Annotated in this window: 25 protein-coding genes; 15 read left to right on the forward strand and 10 right to left on the reverse strand. The window is 73.5% G+C overall.

Translation table 11 applies throughout. The annotated features are described in order from the left end of the window. Positions 1–3: 3 nt before the first annotated feature. Both ACTJK8_RS13585 and ACTJK8_RS13590 read right to left on the reverse strand, forming a co-directional pair. Complete coding sequence (locus ACTJK8_RS13585; RefSeq protein WP_012317890.1) at positions 4–222, reverse strand: DUF2093 domain-containing protein; 219 nt, start codon at positions 220–222, stop codon at positions 4–6. A 62-nt stretch (positions 223–284) separates the two neighbouring features. Continuing rightward, positions 285–1,271 (reverse strand): bifunctional riboflavin kinase/FAD synthetase, encoded by a 987-nt coding sequence (locus ACTJK8_RS13590; RefSeq protein WP_029360162.1) that lies wholly within the window; start codon positions 1,269–1,271, stop codon positions 285–287. Between the two features lie 280 nt (positions 1,272–1,551). Between ACTJK8_RS13590 and ACTJK8_RS13595 the strand changes: the two genes are divergently transcribed. The 6 genes from ACTJK8_RS13595 (at position 1,552) to ACTJK8_RS13620 (ending at position 5,684) form a co-directional block, all read left to right on the forward strand. Further along, on the forward strand, positions 1,552–1,935 hold the full coding sequence (locus ACTJK8_RS13595; RefSeq protein ID WP_012317888.1) for a response regulator: 384 nt from the start codon (positions 1,552–1,554) through the stop codon (positions 1,933–1,935). 110 nt (positions 1,936–2,045) lie between these two features. After that, positions 2,046–2,579: a protein phosphatase CheZ gene (locus ACTJK8_RS13600; RefSeq protein WP_012317887.1), complete on the forward strand. Its 534-nt coding sequence runs from the start codon at positions 2,046–2,048 to the stop codon at positions 2,577–2,579. A gap of 133 nt (positions 2,580–2,712) precedes the next feature. Next, on the forward strand, positions 2,713–3,501 hold the full coding sequence (locus tag ACTJK8_RS13605; RefSeq protein ID WP_012317886.1) for a creatininase family protein: 789 nt from the start codon (positions 2,713–2,715) through the stop codon (positions 3,499–3,501). Between the two features lie 70 nt (positions 3,502–3,571). After that, the gene (locus ACTJK8_RS13610) at positions 3,572–4,327 is read left to right on the forward strand and encodes a DUF1223 domain-containing protein (protein WP_024830913.1); all 756 of its coding nucleotides are present in this window, start codon (positions 3,572–3,574) and stop codon (positions 4,325–4,327) included. Between the two features lie 110 nt (positions 4,328–4,437). Beyond that, the gene (locus tag ACTJK8_RS13615; protein ID WP_024830914.1) at positions 4,438–4,995 is read left to right on the forward strand and encodes a sigma-70 family RNA polymerase sigma factor; all 558 of its coding nucleotides are present in this window, start codon (positions 4,438–4,440) and stop codon (positions 4,993–4,995) included. Next, positions 4,995–5,684 carry an NrsF family protein gene (locus ACTJK8_RS13620; protein WP_029360164.1) on the forward strand — a complete coding sequence of 230 codons (690 nt, stop codon included), beginning with the start codon at positions 4,995–4,997 and terminating at the stop codon, positions 5,682–5,684. Before ACTJK8_RS13615 ends, ACTJK8_RS13620 begins: the two co-directional genes overlap by 1 nt. Positions 5,685–5,752: 68 nt before the next feature. Here ACTJK8_RS13620 and ACTJK8_RS13625 read toward each other — a convergent pair whose 3' ends face one another. Continuing rightward, positions 5,753–6,244, reverse strand: coding sequence for a YcgN family cysteine cluster protein (locus ACTJK8_RS13625; RefSeq protein ID WP_012317882.1), 492 nt, complete (start codon positions 6,242–6,244; stop codon positions 5,753–5,755). 293 nt (positions 6,245–6,537) lie between these two features. Between ACTJK8_RS13625 and ACTJK8_RS13630 the strand changes: the two genes are divergently transcribed. The 3 genes from ACTJK8_RS13630 to ACTJK8_RS13640 are packed head-to-tail and all read left to right on the forward strand — an operon-like array spanning position 6,538 to position 10,152. Further along, on the forward strand, positions 6,538–8,832 hold the full coding sequence (locus tag ACTJK8_RS13630) for a transglycosylase domain-containing protein (RefSeq protein WP_024830916.1): 2,295 nt from the start codon (positions 6,538–6,540) through the stop codon (positions 8,830–8,832). Positions 8,833–8,836: 4 nt separating this feature from the next. After that, on the forward strand, positions 8,837–9,520 hold the full coding sequence (locus ACTJK8_RS13635; protein WP_012317880.1) for a DUF1214 domain-containing protein: 684 nt from the start codon (positions 8,837–8,839) through the stop codon (positions 9,518–9,520). Continuing rightward, positions 9,508–10,152 carry a DUF1254 domain-containing protein gene (locus ACTJK8_RS13640; RefSeq protein WP_024830918.1) on the forward strand — a complete coding sequence of 215 codons (645 nt, stop codon included), beginning with the start codon at positions 9,508–9,510 and terminating at the stop codon, positions 10,150–10,152. Before ACTJK8_RS13635 ends, ACTJK8_RS13640 begins: the two co-directional genes overlap by 13 nt. A gap of 402 nt (positions 10,153–10,554) precedes the next feature. On the opposite strand, the gene ACTJK8_RS13645 is transcribed toward ACTJK8_RS13640, so the two are convergent. Together ACTJK8_RS13645 and ACTJK8_RS13650 are read right to left on the reverse strand one after the other, a co-directional pair. Further along, positions 10,555–11,385 (reverse strand): hypothetical protein, encoded by an 831-nt coding sequence (locus ACTJK8_RS13645; protein ID WP_053620720.1) that lies wholly within the window; start codon positions 11,383–11,385, stop codon positions 10,555–10,557. 53 nt (positions 11,386–11,438) lie between these two features. Then, positions 11,439–11,651 carry a hypothetical protein gene (locus tag ACTJK8_RS13650; RefSeq protein WP_012317877.1) on the reverse strand — a complete coding sequence of 71 codons (213 nt, stop codon included), beginning with the start codon at positions 11,649–11,651 and terminating at the stop codon, positions 11,439–11,441. Between the two features lie 438 nt (positions 11,652–12,089). Between ACTJK8_RS13650 and ACTJK8_RS13655 the strand changes: the two genes are divergently transcribed. Then, entirely contained in the window at positions 12,090–12,383 is a 294-nt protein-coding gene (locus ACTJK8_RS13655; protein ID WP_024830920.1) for a hypothetical protein, read from the forward strand. A 46-nt stretch (positions 12,384–12,429) separates the two neighbouring features. After that, the gene (gene gshB, locus ACTJK8_RS13660; RefSeq protein WP_012317875.1) at positions 12,430–13,386 is read left to right on the forward strand and encodes a glutathione synthase; all 957 of its coding nucleotides are present in this window, start codon (positions 12,430–12,432) and stop codon (positions 13,384–13,386) included. Positions 13,387–13,398: 12 nt separating this feature from the next. On the opposite strand, the gene ACTJK8_RS13665 is transcribed toward gshB, so the two are convergent. After that, a complete protein-coding gene (locus ACTJK8_RS13665) occupies positions 13,399–14,934 on the reverse strand; it encodes a cation:proton antiporter (protein ID WP_440762067.1) in 1,536 nt (511 codons plus the stop codon). A 57-nt stretch (positions 14,935–14,991) separates the two neighbouring features. Further along, positions 14,992–16,437 (reverse strand): carbohydrate porin, encoded by a 1,446-nt coding sequence (locus ACTJK8_RS13670; protein ID WP_012317873.1) that lies wholly within the window; start codon positions 16,435–16,437, stop codon positions 14,992–14,994. 121 nt (positions 16,438–16,558) lie between these two features. Between ACTJK8_RS13670 and ACTJK8_RS13675 the strand changes: the two genes are divergently transcribed. Beyond that, positions 16,559–18,157: a gamma-glutamyltransferase family protein gene (locus tag ACTJK8_RS13675; RefSeq protein ID WP_127991445.1), complete on the forward strand. Its 1,599-nt coding sequence runs from the start codon at positions 16,559–16,561 to the stop codon at positions 18,155–18,157. A gap of 37 nt (positions 18,158–18,194) precedes the next feature. On the opposite strand, the gene ACTJK8_RS13680 is transcribed toward ACTJK8_RS13675, so the two are convergent. The 3 genes from ACTJK8_RS13680 to ACTJK8_RS13690 all read right to left on the reverse strand — a co-directional run bounded on the left by ACTJK8_RS13680 (position 18,195) and on the right by ACTJK8_RS13690 (position 20,814). Beyond that, positions 18,195–19,052, reverse strand: a complete 858-nt coding sequence (locus ACTJK8_RS13680; protein ID WP_440762068.1) for a class I SAM-dependent methyltransferase — start codon at positions 19,050–19,052, stop codon at positions 18,195–18,197. 11 nt (positions 19,053–19,063) lie between these two features. After that, positions 19,064–19,573, reverse strand: coding sequence for an OsmC family protein (locus ACTJK8_RS13685; protein WP_012317870.1), 510 nt, complete (start codon positions 19,571–19,573; stop codon positions 19,064–19,066). A gap of 116 nt (positions 19,574–19,689) precedes the next feature. Then, on the reverse strand, positions 19,690–20,814 hold the full coding sequence (locus ACTJK8_RS13690; RefSeq protein ID WP_440762069.1) for an aminotransferase class I/II-fold pyridoxal phosphate-dependent enzyme: 1,125 nt from the start codon (positions 20,812–20,814) through the stop codon (positions 19,690–19,692). A 91-nt stretch (positions 20,815–20,905) separates the two neighbouring features. On the opposite strand from ACTJK8_RS13690, the gene ACTJK8_RS13695 reads away from it, so the two are divergent. From ACTJK8_RS13695 to ACTJK8_RS13705, 3 genes are all read left to right on the forward strand, one after another. Further along, positions 20,906–22,171 carry an adenosylmethionine--8-amino-7-oxononanoate transaminase gene (locus ACTJK8_RS13695; RefSeq protein ID WP_440762070.1) on the forward strand — a complete coding sequence of 422 codons (1,266 nt, stop codon included), beginning with the start codon at positions 20,906–20,908 and terminating at the stop codon, positions 22,169–22,171. 134 nt (positions 22,172–22,305) lie between these two features. Next, complete coding sequence (locus ACTJK8_RS13700) at positions 22,306–22,695, forward strand: response regulator (protein WP_012317867.1); 390 nt, start codon at positions 22,306–22,308, stop codon at positions 22,693–22,695. Positions 22,696–22,779: 84 nt separating this feature from the next. After that, positions 22,780–23,406 carry a MarR family winged helix-turn-helix transcriptional regulator gene (locus ACTJK8_RS13705; protein ID WP_012317866.1) on the forward strand — a complete coding sequence of 209 codons (627 nt, stop codon included), beginning with the start codon at positions 22,780–22,782 and terminating at the stop codon, positions 23,404–23,406. Position 23,407 lies beyond the last annotated feature (1 nt).

The following is a 23,407-nucleotide window of genomic DNA, read 5'->3' on the forward strand; positions in this document are numbered from 1 at the left end:
GCGTCAGGGGCGGCCGGTTTCCTTCAGCCGCTTGAGGATCGCCTCGGGGGAGACGTACGCCTCCTGGCGGGCGGCGCTCCAGTAGCGCAGGGCGTCGAGCGGGATCGGCTCGCCGGTCACCGCGCAGCGCACGAAGCTGCCGGGCTTCACCACCCGCATGGTGCCGTCGCCGTACTCGACGACCGCCTCGCCGTTGTTCGCGCGCTCGTAACGACCCAGCACGTCCGCCTCCTGCTCGATGGTACCTTCTACACGATCCGCGCGCCCCGCGATGCCCGCAAGGCTCAGGTCAGCATCGACGGGGTCTCGTCCCGCGCGAGCATGGCCCGGGCCGCGGCCGCATCGACGTGCATCCGCTCGACGAGCGCCTCGGCGCTGGCGAAGCGCTCCTCGCCGCGGATATAGCCGACGAACTCCACGGCGACGTCCTGCCCGTAGAGATCGCCGGAAAAGTCGAACAGGTAGGTCTCCAGCAGCGGCGCCCCGTCGTCGAAGGTCGGGCGACGCCCGTAGCTCGCCACGCCGTCGCGGAACGCGCCCGAGGCCAGGCGGACCCGCACCGCGTAGATGCCGTGCGCGAGCCCGCAATCGGGCAGCATCACGTTGGCGGTGGGGAAGCCCAGCTGGCGGCCGCGCTTGTCGCCGTGGCGGACCGCGCCGAGGACGAACCAGCGATAGCCGAGAAGGGCGTTCGCGCGGGCGACGTCGCCGGCCGCGAGGGCCGCGCGGATCGCGCTCGAGGAGACCGGCGCGGTCTCGCCGCCGAGGGCGACCGGCGCCACGATGCGGCAGCTCATCCCCGCCTCCCGGCACAGGTCGGCCAGGATCGCGGGCGTGCCCTCGCGGCCGCGGCCGAAATGAAAATCGTGCCCGACGACCACGCCGGACAGGCCCAGGGATCCCTTCAGGAAGTCGAGCACGAAGGCGCGGGCGCCGGTCTCGGCCAGGGCCCCGTCGAAGCGGCGCACGATCAGCCCGTCGAGGCCGAGATGCGCGAACACGATCTCCTTCGCGGCGGGGCCGGTCAGCCGGAACATCGGCGCGTCGGGCATGAAGTACGCCCGCGGGTGCGGCTCGAAGGTCAGGATCGCCGACGGGCGGCCGGCCGCGCGGGCGGCGGCGCGCACGCTGTCGACGAGCGTCCGGTGCCCGAGATGGACGCCGTCGAAGTTGCCGATCGCCGCCACGGCCCCGGCCAGGGCGGGCGGGACGGGGGCGTCGGCGCGGCAGATCGTGAAGGGTCGCGCGGCCGTGTCGTCGCCTGGGGCCATCGGTTCGGGGTCGAGTGCTCGGAAGGGTCGGATGGGGTCGCCTGACATGTCCGCGAGGGGCCCGACGCGGCCGGACCCTGCCCAAAGGCGCCCGGAGGGTCAAGCGACCGATCCCCGGTCGCCTGCCGGCCACGCGCCGGCCGCGCCGATTAACGGCTTCGCAATGCGCATGCCCTATTTGAAATGCTGTGCAGCGCAGCTAAATTGCAGCGTTAGCGAAGCGTTAATCTATCCGGGAGCCGCCGCGGCTTCCCGCCGGGCAATACGGAGCAGTTGTTCGATGGCTCTCGACCTGAGCATGCCGATCCTCGTTGTCGACGATTACCAGACGATGGTCCGCATTATTCGCAATCTACTGAAGCAGCTCGGCTTCGAAGAGGTCGACGACGCTTCCGACGGGACCGAGGCCCTCGCGCGGCTGAAGGGCCGCAAGTACGGGCTGGTCATCTCCGACTGGAACATGGAGCCGATGACCGGCTACGAGCTGCTCCGTCACGTGCGGGCCGACGAAAATCTTCGCACGACGCCGTTCATCATGGTGACGGCCGAATCGAAGACCGAGAACGTGATCGCGGCCAAGAAGGCCGGCGTGAACAACTACATCGTCAAGCCCTTCAACGCGGCCACGCTGAAGTCGAAGATCGAGGCGGTCTGCGGGAGCTGATCGCTCCCCGTCTTCGTCCCCCGCACCGTCCGGGCGGATCGCTCCGGCGCCGCTGGGCGCCGAGACGTGGCGTGGCCGGCCAGGACGGCCACAGATCCGAGGAGGAGAGCATGTCGACAGCCGCCGCGCGGCAGACCGATCTGCGGCTTCGGGAGCCGCAGACGGTCATCGCCGAGCTGATCGAGATCGCCGATTACATCGCCCATCTCCGCGAGGAGATCGGGGCCTTGCGCGCGAACGAGATGAGTCGCGACCGGATCCCCATGGCGCACGAGGAGCTCGGCAGCGTCGTGCAGGCGACGGCCGGCGCCACCAACACGATCATGGAGGCCGCCGAGGCGATGCTCGGCCTGCCCGACGGGCCGGGCTACCGCGACGCGGTCGAGGAGCGCATCAACACGATCTTCGAGGCCTGCGCGTTCCAGGACATCACCGGCCAGCGGATCGCCAAGGTGGTCGAATCGCTGCGCCTGTTCGAGCAGCGCCTCGCCCGCTTCGTCGGCGCCGTGAAGGCCCGCGACGCGGCCTCCATGGATCCCGCCGAGCGCGCCCGGCGGACCCGGGCCGAGGACCTCATGCTGAACGGCCCGCAGGCCGTGGAGGCCATGCCTTCCCAGGACGACATCGACGCGCTGTTCGCCTGACGCGATCCGGGCCGGCACGGGGCCCGTCGTCCGGAGGCCGGCCGCCGGCGCGGCGGTCGACTCGGCGGCCGCCTGCCGGCTAGATCGCCTCCCGGACCCGCCCCGACGCGGGTCGGGAGGAGGCCGCGGCAGGATGACGGCGCAGTTCTGGTCCGAGCTGACCACCGATGACTTGGCCCGACGCGACATGGGCCGCGCGATCGCCGTCCTGCCGGTGGCTGCCACCGAGCAGCACGGTCCCCACCTGCCCCTCGCGACCGACACCCTCATCGCCGAGGGCTACCTCGCCCGGGTGCGCGACGGCGTGCCGGCGGATCTCGACGTGCTGCTGCTGCCGGTCCAGCCCGTGGGCAAGTCCGACGAGCACGACGCGTTTCCCGGCACCCTCTCTCTGGAGACCGGCACCGCCCTCGCCGCCTGGACGGGGATCGGCGCGGCCGTCCACCGCGCCGGCTGCCGCAAGCTGGTGATCGTCACGAGCCACGGCGGCAACAGCGCGCTCATCGATCTCGTGGCGGGCGAGCTGCGCGCCCGGTTCGGCATGGTGGCGGTCACGACCTCCTGGGCGCGGCTCGGCTATCCCGACGGCCTGTTCCCGGCGGACGAGATCGCCCACGGGATCCATGCCGGCGGCATCGAGACGGCGCTGATGCTGGCCCTGCGGCCGGATCTCGTCCGGACCGACCGGGTCGCGGATTTCCCGCCCCGCACGCTGTCGATGATCCGCGATTTCACCCACCTGCGCGCCGGCCGCCCCGCGGCCTTCGCCTGGAAGGCCGGCGACCTCCAGGCTTCGGGTGCGATGGGCGACGCGCGGCTCGGCACCGCCGAGGCCGGCCGGGCGGCGCTCGACCACGGCGCCCGGGCCTTCGTCGCCCTGCTGCGCGACGTCGACGCCTTCGAGCTCGCGCCGCCGGTGTAACCGCCGCCGCGCCGCCGCCGAAGGAGCCGGTACGCCGGGTACGAAGCGCCGGCGTGCGGGAGTTCCGGCCATGCGCCCTACCCTCTTGATCGCCGCCGCCCTCCTGTGCGGCGGCCTCTATCGGGCCGACGCGGCGGAGCGCCCCGTCGTCGTCGAGCTGTTCACCTCGCAGAGCTGCTCCTCGTGCCCGCCCGCGGAGGCGCTGATCGGCCGCCTCGCCCGCGAGCCGGCGGGGGCGCGGGGCGACGTCCTGCCGCTCGCGTTCCACGTCACCTACTGGAACCATCTCGACTGGCGCGATCGCTACGCCCTGCCGGCAGCCACCGCGCGCCAGGAGGCCTACGCGGACCGCCTCGGCGGCTCCACCTACACGCCGCAGGCGGTGGTCGACGGGCAGGTCGGGCTGGTCGGCTCCGACGAGGCGGCCCTGCGCGCCGCGATCGCGCGCGCGCGGCAGGCCGGGCCCGGCATTCCCGTGACGCTGGCCCGCGACGGCGAGCAGGTCGTCGCGCAGGTCGGGGCCGGGGCGGAGGGCGGCGGCTCCGCGGGCCGCGTCCTGCTGATCGGGTACGATCCGAGCCACACCACCCGCGTGCTGCGCGGCGAGAACGCCGGTCGCACCATCGAGCAGGCCAACATCGTCCGGTCGGTGCGCGATCTCGGGCGCTGGTCCGGCTCCGCCGCGACCTTCGCGTCGGCGCATCCCGAGGGCGAGGCGGCCGCCCTGCTGCTCCAGTCCGATGACGGGCGCATCCTCGGCGCCGCGCGCCTCGCCGCTTCCCCCGCTGCTTCCCCCGCCGGGGCGGTCCTGGAGGCCGTGCGATGATGCTCGCCGTTCCGGGCGGGATGCCCGCGCGCGGCTGGGCGCTGGCGTCGGGATCGGACCGTGGGGTAGATACGCCGCGTGCCGGGGGACGGAACGACGGCGGAGCCCGGATGGCGCTCGAACAGGAACTGGCGACCCTGATGACGGCGGCCCAGGGCGGCGACGCGGCCGCCTATCGCGCGCTGCTGAAGGCCTGTCTGCCCGTGGTCTCGGCGATCGCGCGGGCGCAGGGCGTGCGCGGCGAGGCGGTGGACGACGTCGTGCAGGACGCGCTGATGACCGTCCACCGCGCCCGGGCGAGCTACGATCCCGCCCGGCCGTTCCTGCCCTGGCTGCGCGCCATCACCCAGCGGCGCGCCATCGACCGGCTGCGCCGCGCCGGGCGGCGCCCGCGGGAGGTCAACGACCCGCTGGCCTACGAGGCGGAGGTCGATCCGGGGCCGGCCCCCGGCCAGGGGCTGGAGGCGCGGGACCGGGCCGCCGCGCTGGCCAGGGCGGTGGCGGCCCTGCCCGACGGCCAGCGGCAGGCGGTGGAGCACCTGGGCCTGCGCGAACTGTCGCTCGACGAGACCGCGGCCCTCACCGGCCGCAGCAAGGGGGCCCTCAAGGTGAACCTGCACCGGGCGCTGAAGGCGCTCCGGGCCAGCCTGACGCAGGAGCGGGAGTGATGCCCGGAGAGGGGAGCAACTGGGCCGGCGGCGACCTGTCCCGTCACGAGCGGCTCGTCGAGGAACTCGCGGGCGGGCTCGAGCCCGTGCGGCCGCTGCCGGCGCCGGAGGCCCGGGCGGCCCTCTGGCTCGGCGCGACGCTGGTGATCGGCGTCGTCCTCGCGGCCTGGATCGGGACCGGCGGCTTCATGCTGCGCATGCATGTACCGGATCTGGCCCTCGCGGCGGTCGGCGCCGTGCTGACGGCGATCACCGCGGCCTTCGCGGCCTTCGTCACGAGCGTGCCGGGACGGTCCGGCCGCTGGGCGCTGCTGCCGCTTCCGCCCCTCGCCCTCTGGGTCGGCGCGAGCGGGCTGGGCTGCCTGCGCGACTGGATCGCGCCCGGGGCCGACATGCCCGGCGAGCACGCGATCACGGGCTGCTTCAGCTTCCTGATCTGCGTCTCGGTGCCGCTGTCCGTGCTGATCGTCGTGATGCTGCGGCGCGCCTGTCCCCTGCGACCGAACCTCACGGCGGCCCTCGGGGGGCTGGCGGTGGCCGCCGCGGCGGCGGCGCTGCTGATGCCGGTTCACCCGCACGACGCGACCGCCACGGACCTGCTGTTCCACGCGGCGGCGGTCGCCATCGTCATCGCGGCGAACGGATTGGCCGGCGGCCGGCTGCTCGGCCGGGACTCCGGGGCCGGCTAGGGCGTACCGGTCGAGGCGGCGCGGCCGCTCCGGCGTGAGCGGGGCCGCGGGCGTCGGGCGCGGGCGCCTCAGGCGGCGCTCGGATCGAGGCCAGGCCAGTCCACGATCCGGTCCGGCAGCTCGTCCTCCGAGAATTCCTCCTCGTTGCCGCTGAGCCGGCCGCGGACCGAGATGCCCGCCTCGTGCACGCTCGCGGCCCGGCCGGAGACCAGGGGGTGCCACGGGTAGAGCGGCTGCCCGTCGCGCACGAGCCGGTACGCGCAGGTCGGCGGCAGCCACGCGATCGACCGCACCGCCTCGGGCGTCAGGCGCACGCAGTCGGGCACGCGCTTCTGCCGCCTTGCGTAGTCGCGGCACCGGCAGGTCAGGCCGTCGAGCAGCGTGCAGCCGATATCGGTGTGGTGGACCGCGCCGGTATCCTCGTCCTCGAGCTTCATCAGGCAGCACCGGCCGCAGCCGTCGCACAGGCTCTCCCACTCGGACGGGGTCATGGCTTCGAGCGTCTTGGTCCGCCAGAACGGCTCGACCGCCCCGCGGCGCGGCGCCTCGGGCTTGGGCATCGGAAAAGTCTCTCGACTGGGAAGGCGCCTCTCTGCCCGAGGCGCGGCACCGCTGCAAGCGCGGCCGCCGACGGGTCCCATGCGACCGGATCGCGCCGCCGCGCGTTACGTCCGGGCTCGTCCGCGGCGAATCGCGAGACTGCGCAGAGCCTCGCCGCCGGTTCCGGATCCTGCTATGGACGTCGGATGCCGTGCGGCGGCGCCGGCGCAGGGTTCGTCTCCGCGGCGCGGGCGCCCGACCATCCGCCGCCAGGATCCGCCGCAGAGGCGCTCGACAAGCCGGGTTCGACATCGTGCGCCTGCCGACGTTCACCGAGATCAAGGTCCGCCTCGAACGCGCCGCCCTCGCCTTCGACGCCTGGGTCAACGCGAGCCTGTACGACGGCGGCCAGTCGACCGGTCAGGCCTACGAGCGCTTCCAGCGCGTCATGAGCCGCTTCGCGGTGCGCGGCTGGAAGCGCGCCGCCCTCGACCTGACGAGCGAGGGCGTCACCATCGGGACCGGCGGCGCCATCCTGATGCTCGCCCTGGCGCAGCCCGCCTTCCAGCTCACCAGCGAGAACTGGCTGAAGCAGCAGGACCTCGCCGTCACCTTCCTGGACCGTTACGGCACCGAGGTCGGGCGCCGGGGCATCAAGCACGACGACTCGCTGAAGCTCGACGAGTTTCCCGACATCATGATCAAGGCGCTGGTCTCCACGGAGGACCGGCGCTTCTACGAGCACTGGGGCATCGACCCGATCGGCACGCTGCGGGCGCTGGTGAACAATTCCCGCGGCGGCAGCGGCACGCAGGGCGGGTCCTCGATCACCCAGCAGCTCGCCAAGAACCTGTTCCTGACGAACGAGCGCTCCCTGGAGCGGAAGATCAACGAGGCCTTCCTGGCCCTGTGGCTCGAGAGCCATCTCACCAAGAACGAGATCCTGAAGCTCTACCTCGACCGCGCGTATATGGGCGGTGGAACCTTCGGCGCGGTGGCGGCCGCGGATTACTATTTCGGCAAACCGCTCAAGGACATCAGCCTCGCGGAGGCCGCCATGCTGGCGGGCCTGTTCAAGGCGCCGACCAAGTACGCCCCGCACGTCAACCTGCCGGCGGCCCGCGCCCGGGCGGCGGACGTGCTGCACAACATGGTGGAGGCGGGCTTCGTCACCGAGGGCCAAATCCAGACGGCGCTGCGCAACCCGGCGACGCCGGTGACCCGCACCCGCGACATCACCGCCGACTACTACCTCGACTGGGCCTTCGGCGAGATCAAGGCGATGGCCGACGCCGGCAAGCTGCGCAACGACCGCGTGCTGACCGTGAAGACGCCGCTCGACCTCGCGATCCAGAAGCGCGCCGACGAGGTGGTGGCCGACATCCTGCGCAAGTCCGGCGACGCCTACGATGTGGACGAGGCCGCCATGGTGATCCTCGATCCCGACGGGGCGCTGCGCGCCATGGTGGGCGGTGCCGATTACGGCGAGAGCCAGTTCAACCGTGCCACCGACGCGCTGCGCCAGCCCGGCTCCTCGTTCAAGCCCTACGTCTACTCGGCCGCCCTGAACTCGGGCCTGTTCAAGCCCGACACGACCGTGGTCGACAGCCCCGTCTGCATCGGCAACTGGTGCCCGCAGAACTACGGCCGCTCCTATGCCGGCCGGGTGCCGATGTGGCTCGCGGTGGCCAAGTCGATCAACACGATCCCGATCAAGATCTCCATCGCCCTCGGCAAGGCGATGGGCATCACCCACGAGGCGAAGGCCGCGAAGGCGGGCCGCGCGAAGATCATCGAGCTCGCCCACAAGATGGGCATCACCTCGAACCTGATCGACACGGTCTCGATGCCGATCGGCTCGGACGAGGTGACGGTCATCGATCAGGCGGCGGGCTACGCGGTGTTCGCCAACGGCGGCTTCCGCGCCAAGCCCTACGCGGCCATCGAGGTGAAGAACTCGTCCGGCGAGGTGATCTACCGCCACGCCGACGAGGCGCCCGAGCGGGTGCTCGCGCCCCAGGTCGTGGCGGACATGAACTTCATGCTCAACAAGGTCGTCGAGGAGGGCACCGGCAAGCGGGCGCAGCTCGAGGGCGTGAAGGTGGCCGGCAAGTCCGGCACGACGAACGCCTACCGGGACGCGTGGTTCGTCGGCTACACCGGCAATTACGTCGGCGCCGTCTGGTTCGGCAACGACGACCACACCTCGACCAACAAGCTCACCGGCGGCTCCCTCCCGGCCCAGCTCTGGCACGACGTGATGGAGCCGGCCCACCAGGGCATCGAGATCAAGGGTCTGCCCGGCCTGAAGGAGAGCCCGCGCGCCGCCCAGCAGCAGGCCTCCGGCGGCCCGACCGCCCCGACCGATCCCAATGCCAGCGCCTACGGCAAGCTTTCCCGCCGCTCCTTCGAGGTGATCAGCGGCCTGAACGGCCTGTTCCGCACCGTCGAGCGCGCCCCCGGATCCGCCGCGGACGCGCCCGCCAACGCTGGGGACGCGCCGAAGACGGGCCGGAAGCCCGGCGACCGGGCGGCGGCGCCGTCGGGTCAGCTGCGCGAGGTCGCCGAGGGCGCCCGCCCGGTCGGCGGCTTCACCGAGGTCCGGTGAGCGCATGAAGCTCACGATCCCCGACGCGTTCGGCCGGACCGCCGCGCTCGCCGGCGCCCCGCGCGGCGGCGCCGCCCGCCTCGTCCTGCGCCTCTGGCGCAAGAGCTCGATCGCCGGCCTCGCCGCCTACGCCCTGGCGCTGGGCGCCGTGCTGGGACTCGCCAGCGCCGACTGGGCCACGAGCGGCGGCTACCCGTTCGGCGGCGTGCAGGTCGGCGCCTGGACCGCGTGGCCGCGGGCCGGCGCGGCGAATGCCGATCCCTACACGCGCGCCGTCAACGCGCGCCGCGGCGAGATCCCCCTGGCGGTCGGTGAGGGCCTGCTCCTGACGGCGGCGGTCGACGATTCCGGGCAGGCGCTCGACGCCACCTGCACGTACCAGATCGGCGGCGCGACGCCGCCGGCCCGCGCCTGGACCGTCACGGTGGCCGGGCGCGGCCCGCGTGAGCCCGGCCGCGCGCCCCTGCGCGAGGGCTTCACCTCCACGGAGGTGCTGCGCGCCGCCGACGGGCGGTTCACCATCACGCTCGCGCCGGATGTCCAGCCGGGCAACTGGCTGCCGAGCCCGCGGGCGAGCGGGCCGGTTCGCCTCGCCCTGCGCCTGTACGACACGCCGGTCGCCGCCAGCGTCGGGTCCCTCGACCGGAGCTCCGTGCCGGCCATCACCCGTCTGGGATGCGCCCCGTGAGCCTGCGCTTCGTCTACGCCACGCTGATCGGCCTCGTGCTCGCCGGGATCGTCCACATCGCGGCGGTCCTGGCGATCCCCGCCCTGTCGGAGACCGACGCTGTCTCGCGGGCCCGCACCAGCGAGAACCTGGACCATCCGCAATCGATCTACGCGGTCGCGACCGGCGACGACCCCTCCCCGCCCGAGGCGTGGCTGCCGATCCCGGATCCGGCGGTCGCCGTGGGCGTGTGCGCCTACAACCTCGCGGACGGGCCCATGCGCGTCTCGGCCCGCACCGGGCCGCTGTCCCTCTCGCTCGCCGCGCATGCCCGCCGCGGGGCCTTCTACGCGGTGACCGATCAGGCCGCGGTCCGCGGCGCCCTCGACCTCGTGATCCTGACCCGCGCGCAGTACGACGAGGCGCTGGCCGACGACGACGAGAACGATCCGAGCCGCGACGTGCGCATCGTCGCGCCCGACACGCGCGGCTTCGTGGTGGTGCGGGTGATCGCCGGTCTCCCGAGCCAGCGTCCCGCCGCCAACGCCGCCGTCCAGGCCGTCTCCTGCACCACCGACACGCCGACGGACGACGCGCCGGCGGGCAAGGATGCGTCCGGCAAGGATGCGTCGGGAAGGGGATCGGGACGCTGAGGGCGGACCTCGCACGGGTTCGCCGCGTCGCGCGGCCGATGTTGAGCCTCCGCGGCCCCGCGCTCTCCCGGGCGGCGGAGCCAGCCGCGCCGTCGCGATGACCGGATCCGCCGCGACCGTGCCCTCCCCGGCCGCCGGGCTCGCGCCGTCCGCCCTCGATCTGCTGGGCAACGCGCCGCTCGTCGCCCTCGACCGTGTCCATGCCGGTTCCGGCCGCGCATCCTCGCGAAGGCCGAATTCATGCGGCCCGGCGGCCGCGCCGCTGTCGTCCGGGCGTCTCCCCCCGCGAACCGACCGCCGTGACCGTCCACTGCGACACCGGGCTGAAAGGCTCGGGCCGGCGAGGTCCGGCTTCGGGGCATCCGCGAAGCGCGAGCTTCGTCCTGGGGCGGCCTCGGCCGCTCAGTATTTGACCACCAGCGGCTCCGCCTGCGCGACCGGCGGCGGGGGCGGCAGCGGAACCGGCCCGAGGCCGCACCGGGCGGCCGCGTCCGGCGGGAGGAGCGGGTCGAGCAGGTTGCGGCGCGCGGCCAGCATCATGATGGATCGCTCGGCCGAGACCGATTCCGACGCCGGTGCCGCGGCGAACAGGTGCTCCAGGGCGAACCGGTACCGGGCGAGCCGCAGGCCGGCCTCGAAGCGCACCCAGGCGATCAGGCAGCGGTTCTCGGCGACCCGCTGGACGGCATCCCGGACGGCCGCGTCGTCGAGGGTCTTGGCGAAGGGCAGGCTGCGCAGCCGCGCGGCATCCGCGTCGATGACGCGGGCGGCGAGCGCCACGAAGATCGGGATCAGCCGGGCATCGGCGGTCGCGTCGTCGCTGAGCTTCCGATAGCGGGAGACCGGGGAGCGGGACGGCTCCGCCGTCAGGGCCTCGTAATAGGCGCCGACCTCCTCGTAGCGCCACGTCGGCGGGAGCGTGTGGGCGCTGGCGAGGCCGAACACCGTGTCCTGGAAGGCCGCGAAGCTGCTGGCAGGCTCGACGAACCGCCACGCGCGGTCGCGCAGGGCCTGCTCGTCGTCGGTCAGGCCGGATTCGAGCAGGAGGCGCCCGCGATCCCGGGTGCTGAAGCTGCCCGTCGTGTCGATGAACCCGTTCCAGACGCCCGTGCGCGGCCGGCCGAAATCGCCGCTCTGGGTGCAGGCCGCGAGCAGGGCCAGCGCGGCGCCGGCGGGGGCGAGGCGCAGCGCGGTGCGCGCGTGGCCGAGCGGCCGGCGATCCGGGGCAGGCATGGGAGAACCGTCGGTGGTGTCGCGCGGCCGGGACGACATGCGCGGGTCTGTCCTCAGGACGCCAGGCGCTCGTAGCGCACGCCGAGGAACAGGAGGATCTCGCCGCGCCGCTCGTCGGAGCGCGGGATCCGGCAGGTCCGCCGCGCCTCCGCGCCGGGGAACGGGATCAGGGTGGCGGACGCCGCCGGGGCAGCTCTGCGCGCGGACTCGGCGGCGAGCGTCGACGGACGGGTTTCGCCGGTCTCCTGCGGCTTGAAAAGGGTCATGGTCTCCGGCTCCTGTCGGCGGTCCGAGCATCTGGCCCGGGCCCTTCGGAGGGCGTCGGCAAGGGCTACCGAAACAATCCAGCACGACGTGGTTAACGGAGTCTTGCCGCGGCAGGACCGCGAATTGCGGCGCCTCCGGAAGTTGGCGCGTGAATTGCGTGGCTGTCTCCGCCCATGGCGGGCGTTTCCTCCCTTCGACTTGAGGCCCTGTCCGATCCCGGACGGGGCCTTCTTATGTCCGGCCGGTCCCGCCGGGCGGCGACGCTGTGCGACCCGCGCGCCACACCGCGGCGAAGCGTGGCCGCGACGTTCCCGCGCGGAACCCGTCGGGACCCTCGGCGCTTGCCTACCGCCCGGCCCGACCGATATGCCGGACTCGGGCGATGGCGGGACTGCCGCGTCGGTTCTCCGCCCGATCGAGATTGAGGACACCGCTGAATGCGACTGGTTCCGGAACGATCCCTGCGCGCCTCCCGCCGCCGCGGGCTGGCTACTGCGGCGCTGGCGCTGTTCGCGCTGACCGCCGGCCCCGCCTATGCCCAACGGGAGGACCAGGGCCTGCAGCTCGGCTGTGCCAACGACTATTTCCGCCTCTGCGCGGGCGTCGATCCGAACAGCCAGGACGCGGATCGCTGCATGATGCGCAACCGCAAGCGCCTGTCCCCCGAGTGCCGGTCCGCGATCGGCGACTACGACAAGCGCACGGGCAGCAAGTCTCTGTCCGACGATTGAGACGGGACCCGGTCGAGTTGCCCGCCGTTGGCGAGAGGCGTTTCGTATGAGCCTGACCGTCGCGGTTCAGATGGACCCGATCCAGAATATCCGGATCGCGGGTGACACCACCTTCGCCCTGCTGCTGGAGGCCCAGCGGCGGGGGCACGCGCTCGTCTACTACACGCCGGACCGGCTCTCGATGCAGGGCCGGCGCGTGACCGCCCGCGTCGAGCGGCTGAAAGTGCAGGACGTCGAGGGCGCGCATTTCACCCTGGCGCCGCCAGAGCGGCTCGACCTCGCCGAGGCGGACGTGGTGCTGATGCGCCAGGACCCGCCCTTCGACATGGCCTACATCACGGCCACCCACATGCTCGAGCGGATCCATCCGGAGACGCTCGTGGTCAACGACCCTTTCGAGGTGCGCAACGCGCCCGAGAAGCTGTTCGTCCTCGACTTCCCCGAGTTGATGCCGCCGACCCTGATCAGCCGCGACAAGGCGGAGATCGAGGCCTTCCGGCTGGAGCACGGGACCGTGGCGATGAAGCCGCTGCACGGGCACGGCGGCGCGGCCGTGTTCAAGGTCACCGAGAAGGATCCGAATTTCGGCTCGATGTTCGACCTGTTCGCCACGACCTTCCGGGAAGCCTGGGTCGTGCAGCGCTACCTCGACCGGGTCACGGAGGGCGACAAGCGCATCATCCTGGTCGACGGCGTCGCGATGGGGGCGGTCAACCGCGTCCCGGCCGCGAACGACATCCGCTCCAACATGGTCCGCGGCGGCGCCGCCTCCGCCTCCGAGCTCACCGACCGCGAGCGCGAGATCTGCGCCACGATCGGCCCGGAGCTCGCGCGGCGAGGCCTGATCCTGGTGGGCATCGACGTGATCGACGGGCACCTCACCGAGATCAACGTCACCTCCCCCACCGGCATCCGGGCGATCCAGCGGCTCGGGGGGCCTGACCTGTCGGTCGCCGTCTGGGACGCGATCGAGGCTCGGATCGCGGCGCGCAAGGGCGTCTGACGGGGCGCGCCCTCACGTCTCCGCGCGCGGGGTCGCGCTGAGTTCGGCCCAGTCGAATTCCTCCTCCAGCAGGTAGTAGGCGTCGTCGCCGATCCGACCCTGGCGGCGCAGCGCGAGCACCGCGTCGCGAGCGGCCTCGACGGCGCGCCGCCGCGCGGCATCCGCCGGCAGGCTCTCCGGCGCCAAGCCCTCGTCGTGCGCCTCCGCCTCCGCGAGCGCCGCGCGGAACTCGGCGCGCAGGGCGTCGGTCGCCGGCTCGTTCTCGGCGTCGGCGAGGCTCTCGAGAGCGGCCTCGTAGGCGGCCGCCCGAGCCCAGCCCGTCTCGCGGCCCACCGGGTCGTCGTCCTCAAGCCGCAGGTGGGCGAGCAGCGGCCGCAGGGTCAGGCCCTGGACGATCAGCGTGCCGAGCACCGTGACGAAGGCCGTGACCACCACGAGGTCCCGGTGCGGGAACTCGGCGGGCAGCGCCAGGGCGGCCGCCACGGTGACGATCCCGCGCATGCCCGCCCACGACAGGGCGATCCCCGGGCCCAGCCGCGCCGCGGCTCCGGCCTGCCGGAGGCCGAAGCCGCGGATCCCGGTGGTCGGCAGCACCCAGGCGAGGCGAGTCAGCACCACGGTGGCGAAGGTCGCGCCCGCGAGGATCATGGCCTGCCACGCGTCCGCGCCGCTCAGCCGCTCCCGGATCGGGTCGATCTGGATGCCGATGAGCACGAAGGCCAGGACGTTGAGCACGAACACCGCCGTGTCCCAGACCGCGTAGGAGATCACCCGGGCGCGGGGCGCGGTGATGCCGGGTGCCCGGCGGGCGACCGTCACCGCGAAGGTCACGATGGTCAGGACCCCCGACAGCTCCAGCCGCTCGGCGGCGAGCCAGATTCCGAAGGCGGCGACGAACTGCAGCACGATCGCGCTCGCCGGATCGGTCACGCGCCGCGTCAAGGCCACGAACAGCAGGCCGAGGCAGGGGCCGACCACGAGGCTCGCGACGACGCCCAGGAGGAACGCCGGCGCCACCTCCGCCGGGTGGAACGTGCCGGCCATCGCGGCCGTCACGCCGAGCCGGTAGATCAGCAGCGAGGCCGCGTCGTTGAGGAGGCTCTCGCCGCGCAGGATCGTGGCGAGCCGGTGCGGCATCGGCGCGTGCTTGAGCACCGCCAGAGCCGCCACGGCGTCGGGCGGCGCGACCACGGCGCCGAGCACGATGCAGGCGGACAGCGGCATGTCCGGCACGACGAGCCGCGCCGCGATCGCGACCGCGGCGGTCGTCACGGCGACGGCTCCGACCGCGAGCCCGAAGACCGGGCGCCAGTTCTCCTTCAGGTCCCGCACGGAGGCGTCGAAGCCGGCGTCGAGCAGGACCGGGGCCAGGAACAGGGCGAGCGCCAGTTCGGGATCGAGGCGCAGGTTCGGGACGCCGGGGACGAAGGCGAGGCCGACGCCGCCCAGCGCCAGGAAGGCTGGATACGGCGCGCCGAGCCGGCGCGCGACGCCGGCCAGGAGGACGGCGCCGAACAGGACGCCGACGACCCACTCGAAGATCAACATGCTGCTGAAAGAGGCGGAGGCCCGGGACCGTTCCGGGTGCCGCGGTCGCAGGCCCGCTCAGTACTGCACGGTCGCGCGCAGGCCGAGCACCGCCGCGTTGCGCAGCCGGCGGCCGTCCGGACCGGCGATGCCGGCGCCGGGCCGGATGACGTACTGCGCGTCGGGCTGCACCGTGAAGCCCGGCACCACCACCGCCTGATAGGTCGCCTCGATCACCGCCTCGGCGCGGCGGCGCGGCATCGGCAGGCCCGTGTAGAGGATCGTGTCCCGGTCGGCCCGCTGCGCCTCGTCGCCGATGCGGGCGTAGGCGAAGCTGAGGCCGATCGTGTCGTCGTCGCGCCCGTCGAACAGGCCCTTGTAGGCGAGGCCGGTATCTACGTAGGCGTCGATCAGGCTGGAGCGGGTCGGCGACCACGCGGCGCGCACGAAGAAGCCGAGACCCTCGTCGTCCTTGCCGGATTCGCGGTACAGGGTCTGGTCGTAGATCGCGTAGAGGCCGGCATTGCCGCGCACCGGACGGCCGATCCCGGTGGCGTTCGGGTCGGCGAGCGGCACGCCGGTGATGTCGAAGCGCAGGCTGTCGAACCGGCCGAAATGCTGCCAGCCGCCGAGGGTAATGTCGCCGGGCAGGCCCTTCGATCCGGGGGCGATGTTGTACGCGTAGGTTGCCTCGGCGATGACGAGGGCCGGATCGCGCAGGCGGAAATTGGTGCCCGTGCGGTCGAGACGCTGCGCTTCCGGGTCGTCTCCCGGGCGGTTGGCGCCCGCCGGATCGCCGTCGTAGAGCCCGACCTGCAGGGAGAAGCCGTTGCCCGGCACGTACTTGGCCCGGATCGCCGGCGCCGCGAGCGGGTAGGCCGGTCCCCCGCTCGGCAGGTCGAGCCCGGTGATGGCCGGCCAGCCGAAGGTGGAGTTCACGAACAGGGTCGCGGTCTGGCTGACGAAGAACTCGGTATCGGCGGCCTGCTGGCCGATCCGGATCCCGAGCTGGCCGTCCATCAGGCTCTGGTCGAGCCAGAGCACGTAGAGTCGACTCGAGGGCAGCGCCTCGATGACGCTCGTCGTCAGCAGATTGCCGACATAGTAGCGCGACAGGCCCGTGCCGTGGATGAAGTAGGCGTTGGCGTGAACCGTGGCGCCCTGCCAGCCGACGAGTCGGTCGAGGTCGAGATTGAGGCGGAGGTTGAGGCGATCCTCGACGATCGCGCCCTGGCGAAGGCCGCCGACCGGATTGCCGAGGACGTCGACGATGTAGGTGAGGCTGTACTCGATGCCCCGCGCCTTCAGGGCGGGGCGGAGGGCCAGCGGATCGCCGAGCGGTCCGAGATACGGCTCCACCGACCGGACGTAGCCGCCGGAGGCCTGGCTGGTCGTCTCCGGCTGTGAGACCGAGATGCGGGGATCGGCGCCCGCACCCTCGAAGGCCGACGGGACACGTTGCTGAGCCGTGGCAGGCACGACCGACAGGCCGAGGGCGATCCAGGGGGTGAGCTTCGGGACCATGGGCCGCTTCTGGGCGACAGCGCGCGCGCAGCATAGCACGGCGCACCGCTTGTACACGGCCGGCCTTTGCAGGAGGCACCGGCTCGCCTAACCCTGCGGCCGGTACAGCACAGGACCGTCGATGCCCGAGACTCCCGTCTTCACGTCCGCCGCCGTCGCCGCGCCCCACAGCCTCGCCGCCCAGGCCGGCCAGACCGTCCTGGCGCAGGGCGGCAACGCCATCGAGGCGATGGTGGCGATGGCCGCCTCCATCGCGGTGGTCTACCCGCACATGAACGGCATCGGCGGCGACGGCTTCTGGCTGGTGCGCGAGCGCGGCGGCCGGGTGCGCGGCATCGAGGCCTGCGGTCCGGCCGGGCGCCTCGCCACGATCCCGCGCTACCGGGAGAAGGGCTACGACGCGATACCCGCCCGCGGCCCCGACGCGATGGTGACGGTCGCGGGCGCGGTGGGCGGCTGGCGCCTCGCCCTCGAGCTGGCGCGGGCGCTCGGCGGCCGCCTTCCCCTGGAGACCCTGCTCGCCGACGCGATCGCGCAGGCGCGCGGCGGCGTCCCGGTCTCGCCCTCCGAGGCGCGCTACGTGCCCCAGGAGCTCGATACCCTCCACGACGCCCCGAACTTCGCGGGGACGTTCCTGAAGGACGGCAAGCCCTACCCGGCCGGCGAGACCCGCGCCCTGCCGCTGCTCGCCGCCACTCTGGAGCAGCTCGCCCATGCGGGCCTCGGGGACTTCTATCGCGGCGATATCGGCCGGGAGATCGCCGCCGACCTGGAGCGCCTCGGCGCGCCGGTCACCCGGGCGGATCTCGAGGCCTTCGCGGCGGTGGAGCGGGCGCCCCTGTCGATCCGGCGCCGCGACGCGACCCTCTACAACTTCCCGCCGCCGACCCAGGGGCTCGCCGCCCTGCTGATCCTCGGGATCTTCGACCGGCTGAACGTCACGGAGCCCGAGACCACGGCTCATTACCACGGCCTGATCGAGGCGACGAAGCGCGCCTTCGCGATCCGCGACCGGGTGGTCACCGATTTCGCCCGCCTGCGGCACGACCCGGCCACCTTCCTCACGCCGGAGCGGCTCGCCCGCGAGGCCGCACTCGTCGACATGGGCCGCGCCGCCCGGGTGCCCCTGCCCGACCCGGGTCACGGCGACACGGTGTGGATGGGCGCGATCGACAAGGACGGCCTCGCGGTCTCCTACATCCAGTCGGTCTACTGGGAGTACGGCTCGGGGACGGTCCTGCCCGCCACCGGCATCTGCTGGCAGAACCGGGGCATGTCGTTCGCCCTCGACCCGAAGGCCGTGAACCCCCTGGAGCCGGGGCGGCGCCCGTTCCACACGCTGATCCCCGCGCTCGCCGCCTTCGACGACGGGCGGGTGATGAGCTACGGCAGCATGGGCGGCGACGGGCAGCCGCAGTTCCAGGCCCAGATCTTCACCCGCTACGCCGATTACGGGCTGTCGGTGGCGGATGCCGTCGACGCGCCGCGCCTGCTCTACGGGCGCACCTGGGGGGCGCCCTCGCTCAGCGTGAAGGTGGAGGACCGGTTCGATCCGGCCTGCATCGCGGCCCTCGGCCGCCTCGGCCACGAGATCGAGGAGCTCGGCGGCCCCTACATCGACTCGCTCGGGCACGCGGGCATGCTGGTCCGCCATCCCCGGAACGGTCGGATCGAGGCGACCCACGACCCGCGCTCGGACGGCGGCGCCCTCGGGCTCTGAGAGGACGCGCCGCCCGCCCGGCGGCGCGGGACGCCGGCTAGCCCGCCTGCACGAGCCAGCACGCGGCGCGCAGGCGCACGGCGCCGCCCGCCGCGTGCCGCGCGAGGGCCTCCGCCACGGCCGCCTCGGCGCGCGCCCTGAGATCCGGTGCGGCCTCGCGCACGAGGTGGGAGCTCGGGCCGAGGTTCAGGGAGACGTGGGTGGCCGCCGCGGTCGCCGCCGCGTCGGTCTCGCCCTCCCCGACGACGATGTCGCGGTCGAGGGCGTCGCAGGTCACGGCGTCGAACCCGGCACCGCGCAGGAGCGCGACGAGCGGGTCGGCCCCGGCGAAGCGGAACGGCCCCGGCGTGTCGGGCTGCGGCGGCGGCGGCACTTCCGGGAGGAGCGGCAGCACCGCGTCGCGCGGCACGCCCACCCACGGGTTCTCGGACAGGGCCCGCCAGCACAGGAAGGTCATCCGGCCCCCCGGCCCGAGCATCCGGCGCACGTTGGCGAAGGCGCGGGCGGAATCCGCGAAGAACATCACGCCGAACCGCGACACGATCCGGTCGTACCGGCCGAGATCGGCCGTCTCGACATCGGCCTCGACGAAGCGGATCGGGGCGGCCCCGGGCGGCTCCGCCCCGGCGCGGTCCCGCCCCACGGCGAGGAGCGGCACCGAGATGTCGGCGCCGGTCACGCCGCCGCCGGGCCCGACCCGGCGCGCCGCCTCCAGGGTCGTGGCCCCCGCGCCGCAGCCGATGTCGAGCACCGTCTCTCCGGCGGCGAGCCGCGCGCGGGCGAAGAGCGCCTCCGTCAGCGGCACGAACATCGCGTCGAGGACGGCCTGATTGCGCGCCCAGCGCGTGCCGACCTCGCCGTTCCAGTACTCGGCCTGGGTGACGCCGCCCGCCATGGTGACCCCCGTCAGGCCGTCGTCGCAGCGACCGACAGTTCCGGCTTGTGGTTGAGGGTCTGGAAGACCACGCAGTAGCGCTCGGTCAGCTTCAGGAGCTGCGCGAGCTTGTCCTCCGGCGCGTCGGTGTCGAGTTCGAAGAACAGGCGGATGCTGCGGAAGCCCACCGGCGCCTCCTTGTCGACCCCGAGGGTGCCGCGGAAATCGAGGTCGCCCTCGGCGCTGACCGTGCCGGCGCGCAGCGGGATCTCGAGGGCGGTTGCCACCGCCTTGAGCGTCACGCCCGCGCAGGCGACGAGCGCTTCCAGCAGCATGTCGCCCGAGCAGAGCTCCGCGCCCGAGCCGCCGGTGGCCGGATGCAGCCCAGCCTCCGCGATGGCGCGGCCCGTCTCGACCTTGCAGGCGATCTTGGTGTCGTCCAGCGTGCCCCTGGCCTTCAAGGTGATGACCGCCGCGTCCGGCGCGGTGCGGTACTTGTCCTTGATCGGAGCCTGGAGGGCTCGCAGCGCGGTGGCGTCCATGGCGTCGTCCTCTCGATCCCGGGGCCGTCCCGCTTCTCGGCGGCGGGCCGGCCGGAGCGCTCCGGCTCCGTCAGGGCCTCGGTATAGGTGCGCGCCGCGCGGACGGGAAGCGGCTCTCAGGCGCGCCCGGTGAGGGCGGCCACCGCCTCCGCCAGGGCGTCGACCTGGGCCTCGTCGTGGGCGGCCGAGCAGGCCACCCGCAGCCGCGCGGTCCCGGCCGGCACGGTCGGCGGGCGGATCGCCACCACTAGGAAGCCGGCGGCCTCCAGCGCGGCCGAGATGTCGAGCGCCGCCTGCGCCTCGCCCACCAGGACCGGCACGACCGCGCTCTCGGCCTCCGGGAGGCCCAGACGGGCGGTGAAGCGCCGGGCCAGGGCGAGCGGCCGGGCCCGGCGCTCGGGCTCCGCCTCCAGGATCGCCAGCGCCTCCAGGGCGGCGGCGGCGGAGGCCGGGGGCAGGCCGGTGGTGTAGACGAAGCTGCGGGCGCGGCTCGTCATCAGGTCGACGACCGGGCGCGAGGCGCAGAGATAGCCGCCGTACGAGCCGAGCGCCTTCGACAGGGTGCCCATCTCCAGGGGCGCCCGCGGTCCGTCCTCGACCACGCCGATGCCGTGGGCATCGTCCACCAGCGTCCAGGCGTCGTAGGATTCGGCGATGCCCAGGATGTCGCCGAGCGGCGCCCGGTCGCCGTCCATGCTGAACACCCGCTCGGTGAGCACGAGGGCGCGGCCGTGGTGGGGCCGGTGCTCGGCGAGCCGCGCCGCGAGGTCGCCGGGATCGTTGTGGCGGAAGGTCATGACCTGGGCGCCCGAGAGCCGCGCGCCGGCCCACATGCAGGCGTGGGACAGCTCGTCCAGCAGGACGAGGTCGCCCCGCCCGGCGAGCGCCGGGGTGATGCCGAGATTGGCGAGGTAGCCGCTGCCGAAGACCAGGGCGGCCTCCGCGCCCTTGTGGCGCGCCAAGCCGTCCTCCAGCGCGCCGAGATAGGGGTGGTCGCCGGTCACGAGCCGCGACCCGCCCGCCCCCGCGCCGTGGGACGCCGCGGCCGCCTGAGCCGCCGCGATCACCCGTGGGTGGTGCGAGAGGCCGAGGTAATCGTTGCACGAGAAGGAGACGAGCGCCCGCCCCCGCCGCGCCGCCGCGGCGCCGGAGCCGCGCTCCGTCGGCACAAGCTTGCGGCGCAGGCTGCCCGCCTCGAGGGCGTCGAGTTTCCCGGTGGCGAAGGCGTCGAGGCTGTCCATGGGGACGGGGATGGGCGGTGCCGCGCCGGCAAAGTCAAGCGGCGGGTGCCGGACCCTTGACCCTCGTCCGAGGCGCCCCCATGCCGGAGGCATGACCCTCGCGACGCCCGCAGGCCATCTCTGGCGGCCCTACACCCAGATGCGACACGCGGCGGCGCCCCTGGAGGCGGTCGCGACCCACGGCACCCGCATCCGCCTCGCCGACGGTCGCGAGCTCGTGGACGGCATCGCTTCCTGGTGGACCGCCGTGCACGGCTACAATCACCCGCACATAGCGGGCGCGGTGGCCGAGCAGCTCGCGCGCATGCCCCACGTGATGTTCGGCGGCCTCACCCACGCGCCGGCGGAGGCACTGGCCCGGCGGCTCGCCGCCCTGCTGCCGGGCGATCTCGACCACGTCTTCCTCAGCGATTCGGGCTCGGTCGCCGTGGAGGTCGCGCTCAAGATGGCGGCGCAGATGTGGATCAACCGCGGGGTGAGCGGTCGGACGAAGGTCCTCGCGTTCCGCGGCGGCTACCACGGCGACACGATGGGGGCGATGTCCGTCTGCGACCCCGAGGAGGGCATGCACCGCCGGTTCGGAGCCTACCTGCCGAGCCAGATCTTCTGCGACCTGCCGCGGGGCGCGGCCGAGACCGCGGCGCTCGATGCCGCCCTGGCGGCTTATCGCGACACCCTGGCGGCGGTGATCGTCGAGCCGCTGGTGCAGGGGGCCGGCGGGATGCGGACCCACCCGCCGGAGGTGCTCGCGACGATCGCCGGGCTGGCGCGCCACCACGGCCTGCCGCTGATCGCCGACGAGATCTTCACCGGCTTCGGGCGCACCGGCACCCTGTTCGCCTGCGAGCAGGCGGGGATCGTGCCCGACATCCTGTGCCTGTCGAAGGCGCTCACGGGCGGCACGATGGCGCTGGCCGCCACGGTCGCCCGCACGGAGGTGTTCGCGGCGTTCTGGTCCGAGGATCCGGCGGCGGCGCTGATGCACGGCCCGACCTTCATGGCCAATCCCCTCGCCTGCGCCGCGGCCAACGCCAGCCTCGACCTGTTCGAGACCGAGCCGCGCCTGAGCCAGGCCCGCGCCATCGCGGAGCGCCTCGCCGCGGGGCTGGCGCCGCTGCGGCGCGTGCCCGGCGTGGCGGATGTCCGCGTCCTCGGGGCCATCGGGGCGGTGCAGTTCGCGCGGGCGCCCGACCTGGCCGTCCTGAAGGCGGAGCTGCTCGCCCGCAGCGTCTGGGTGCGGCCGTTCGGCGACATCGTCTACCTCACCCCCGCCCTCACGATCGACGCGGCGGATCTCGACCGGCTGATCGAGGCCGTCGCCGGGGTGGTGACCAAGCTGGCGCCGGGATCGACATGACGCTCGCGCGTTCCACATTCCCGTGACCGGCCCTGGCGCCGGCCTGCAACCCGGGACCGTTTCTGCCGTTGGGCCTACGGCTGGAGATGCGTGCGGCGGCCCGCGCGGCCGGGCGCTGCCGAAGGGAGTACACAGTGGCGAGCGAGCAGACGGGTTCGAGCGGCGACCGGCCGGTAATCCTCCTCGTCGAGGACGAGGCGCTGACCATCATGGACCTCGGCGACGTGCTGGAGGAAGGCGGCTACGACACCGTCCAGTGCGCCTCGGCCGAGCGGGCGCTCAGCATCCTGCAGGCGCGCCCGGACATCTGCGGGCTGGTCACGGACGTGCAGCTCTCGGGAAAGACCGACGGCTTCGACCTCGCGAGTTCCGTGGCCGAGGCGCGGCCGCAATTGCCGATCCTGATCGTGTCCGGGCGCGCGGCCCCCGACCCGGCCCGCATGCCCAAGCACGCCGAGTTCATCGCCCGGCCCTGCACCGGCGAGGACATCCTGGACCGTCTCCAGCGTCTCATGCACTGCTGAGCGGACCTCCGCGCCGGCCCCGTCATCCCACCGTCACCGGTCGTCGCCACAGGGACCTGGGCGGCCGCTTGATGGGGGTGGACGGTGCAGATTCAGGATCGTCCGGCGGCCGCCGGCACTAATTCGGGCGCTCCGGTGGGCGACAAGCAGAAGCGCGATCATCGGGACGAGGCGGCCGCCGTGCTCGGCCTCCCGTCGAAGAAGCTGAGGCCACCCGGCGTGCGCAGCGTCGGCTGGGCCCTGGTCCAGGCGGCGCGCCTGCACCGGGCGCGGACCGGCGACCGCTTAGCCAAGCTCGGCCTGTTCGCCGGTCAGGAACAGGTGGTGCAGGCGCTGGCCGCGGCCGGCACGATGACGATGGGCGATCTCGCCGCCCTGCTGCGCGTCCGACCGCCCACCGCCTCCAAGACCGTCACGCGGCTCGCCGCCCTCGGCATCGTCGAGCGCCGGGCCGAATCGGGCGACGGCCGCGTGGTCCGGGTCCAGCTCACGGAGGCCGGCATGGCCAAGGCCGAGGCCATCGAGCGGATCCAGGAGGAGGTCGAGGCCGAGCTGCTCGACCACCTCGATAAGACCGATCGCCGCCGCCTCCGGAAGCTTCTGCGGAAGGCGGCCCGCGGCCTCGCCGAGGCGGCCGGCGCCTCCGGTCAGACGACCGAGGCAGACGCCGAGATCGAAGCCGAGGACGAGGCCGAGGCGCTGGCGACCTGAC

The sequence above is a fragment of the Methylobacterium sp. 22177 genome (assembly GCF_052045615.1).
GTDB lineage: Bacteria > Pseudomonadota > Alphaproteobacteria > Rhizobiales > Beijerinckiaceae > Methylobacterium > Methylobacterium radiotolerans.

Coding starts and splice junctions, on each gene's coding strand:
- ACTJK8_RS13590 (WP_029360162.1), bottom strand. CDS start 1,271: ATGGCCCCAGGCGACGACACGGCCGCGCGACCCTTCACGATCTGCCGC.
- ACTJK8_RS13595 (WP_012317888.1), top strand. CDS start 1,552: ATGGCTCTCGACCTGAGCATGCCGATCCTCGTTGTCGACGATTACCAG.
- ACTJK8_RS13600 (WP_012317887.1), top strand. CDS start 2,046: ATGTCGACAGCCGCCGCGCGGCAGACCGATCTGCGGCTTCGGGAGCCG.
- ACTJK8_RS13605 (WP_012317886.1), top strand. CDS start 2,713: ATGACGGCGCAGTTCTGGTCCGAGCTGACCACCGATGACTTGGCCCGA.
- ACTJK8_RS13610 (WP_024830913.1), top strand. CDS start 3,572: ATGCGCCCTACCCTCTTGATCGCCGCCGCCCTCCTGTGCGGCGGCCTC.
- ACTJK8_RS13615 (WP_024830914.1), top strand. CDS start 4,438: ATGGCGCTCGAACAGGAACTGGCGACCCTGATGACGGCGGCCCAGGGC.
- ACTJK8_RS13620 (WP_029360164.1), top strand. CDS start 4,995: ATGCCCGGAGAGGGGAGCAACTGGGCCGGCGGCGACCTGTCCCGTCAC.
- ACTJK8_RS13625 (WP_012317882.1), bottom strand. CDS start 6,244: ATGCCCAAGCCCGAGGCGCCGCGCCGCGGGGCGGTCGAGCCGTTCTGG.
- ACTJK8_RS13635 (WP_012317880.1), top strand. CDS start 8,837: ATGAAGCTCACGATCCCCGACGCGTTCGGCCGGACCGCCGCGCTCGCC.
- ACTJK8_RS13640 (WP_024830918.1), top strand. CDS start 9,508: ATGCGCCCCGTGAGCCTGCGCTTCGTCTACGCCACGCTGATCGGCCTC.
- ACTJK8_RS13645 (WP_053620720.1), bottom strand. CDS start 11,385: ATGCCTGCCCCGGATCGCCGGCCGCTCGGCCACGCGCGCACCGCGCTG.
- ACTJK8_RS13650 (WP_012317877.1), bottom strand. CDS start 11,651: ATGACCCTTTTCAAGCCGCAGGAGACCGGCGAAACCCGTCCGTCGACG.
- ACTJK8_RS13655 (WP_024830920.1), top strand. CDS start 12,090: ATGCGACTGGTTCCGGAACGATCCCTGCGCGCCTCCCGCCGCCGCGGG.
- gshB (WP_012317875.1), top strand. CDS start 12,430: ATGAGCCTGACCGTCGCGGTTCAGATGGACCCGATCCAGAATATCCGG.
- ACTJK8_RS13665 (WP_440762067.1), bottom strand. CDS start 14,934: ATGTTGATCTTCGAGTGGGTCGTCGGCGTCCTGTTCGGCGCCGTCCTC.
- ACTJK8_RS13670 (WP_012317873.1), bottom strand. CDS start 16,437: ATGGTCCCGAAGCTCACCCCCTGGATCGCCCTCGGCCTGTCGGTCGTG.
- ACTJK8_RS13675 (WP_127991445.1), top strand. CDS start 16,559: ATGCCCGAGACTCCCGTCTTCACGTCCGCCGCCGTCGCCGCGCCCCAC.
- ACTJK8_RS13680 (WP_440762068.1), bottom strand. CDS start 19,052: ATGGCGGGCGGCGTCACCCAGGCCGAGTACTGGAACGGCGAGGTCGGC.
- ACTJK8_RS13685 (WP_012317870.1), bottom strand. CDS start 19,573: ATGGACGCCACCGCGCTGCGAGCCCTCCAGGCTCCGATCAAGGACAAG.
- ACTJK8_RS13690 (WP_440762069.1), bottom strand. CDS start 20,814: ATGGACAGCCTCGACGCCTTCGCCACCGGGAAACTCGACGCCCTCGAG.
- ACTJK8_RS13695 (WP_440762070.1), top strand. CDS start 20,906: ATGACCCTCGCGACGCCCGCAGGCCATCTCTGGCGGCCCTACACCCAG.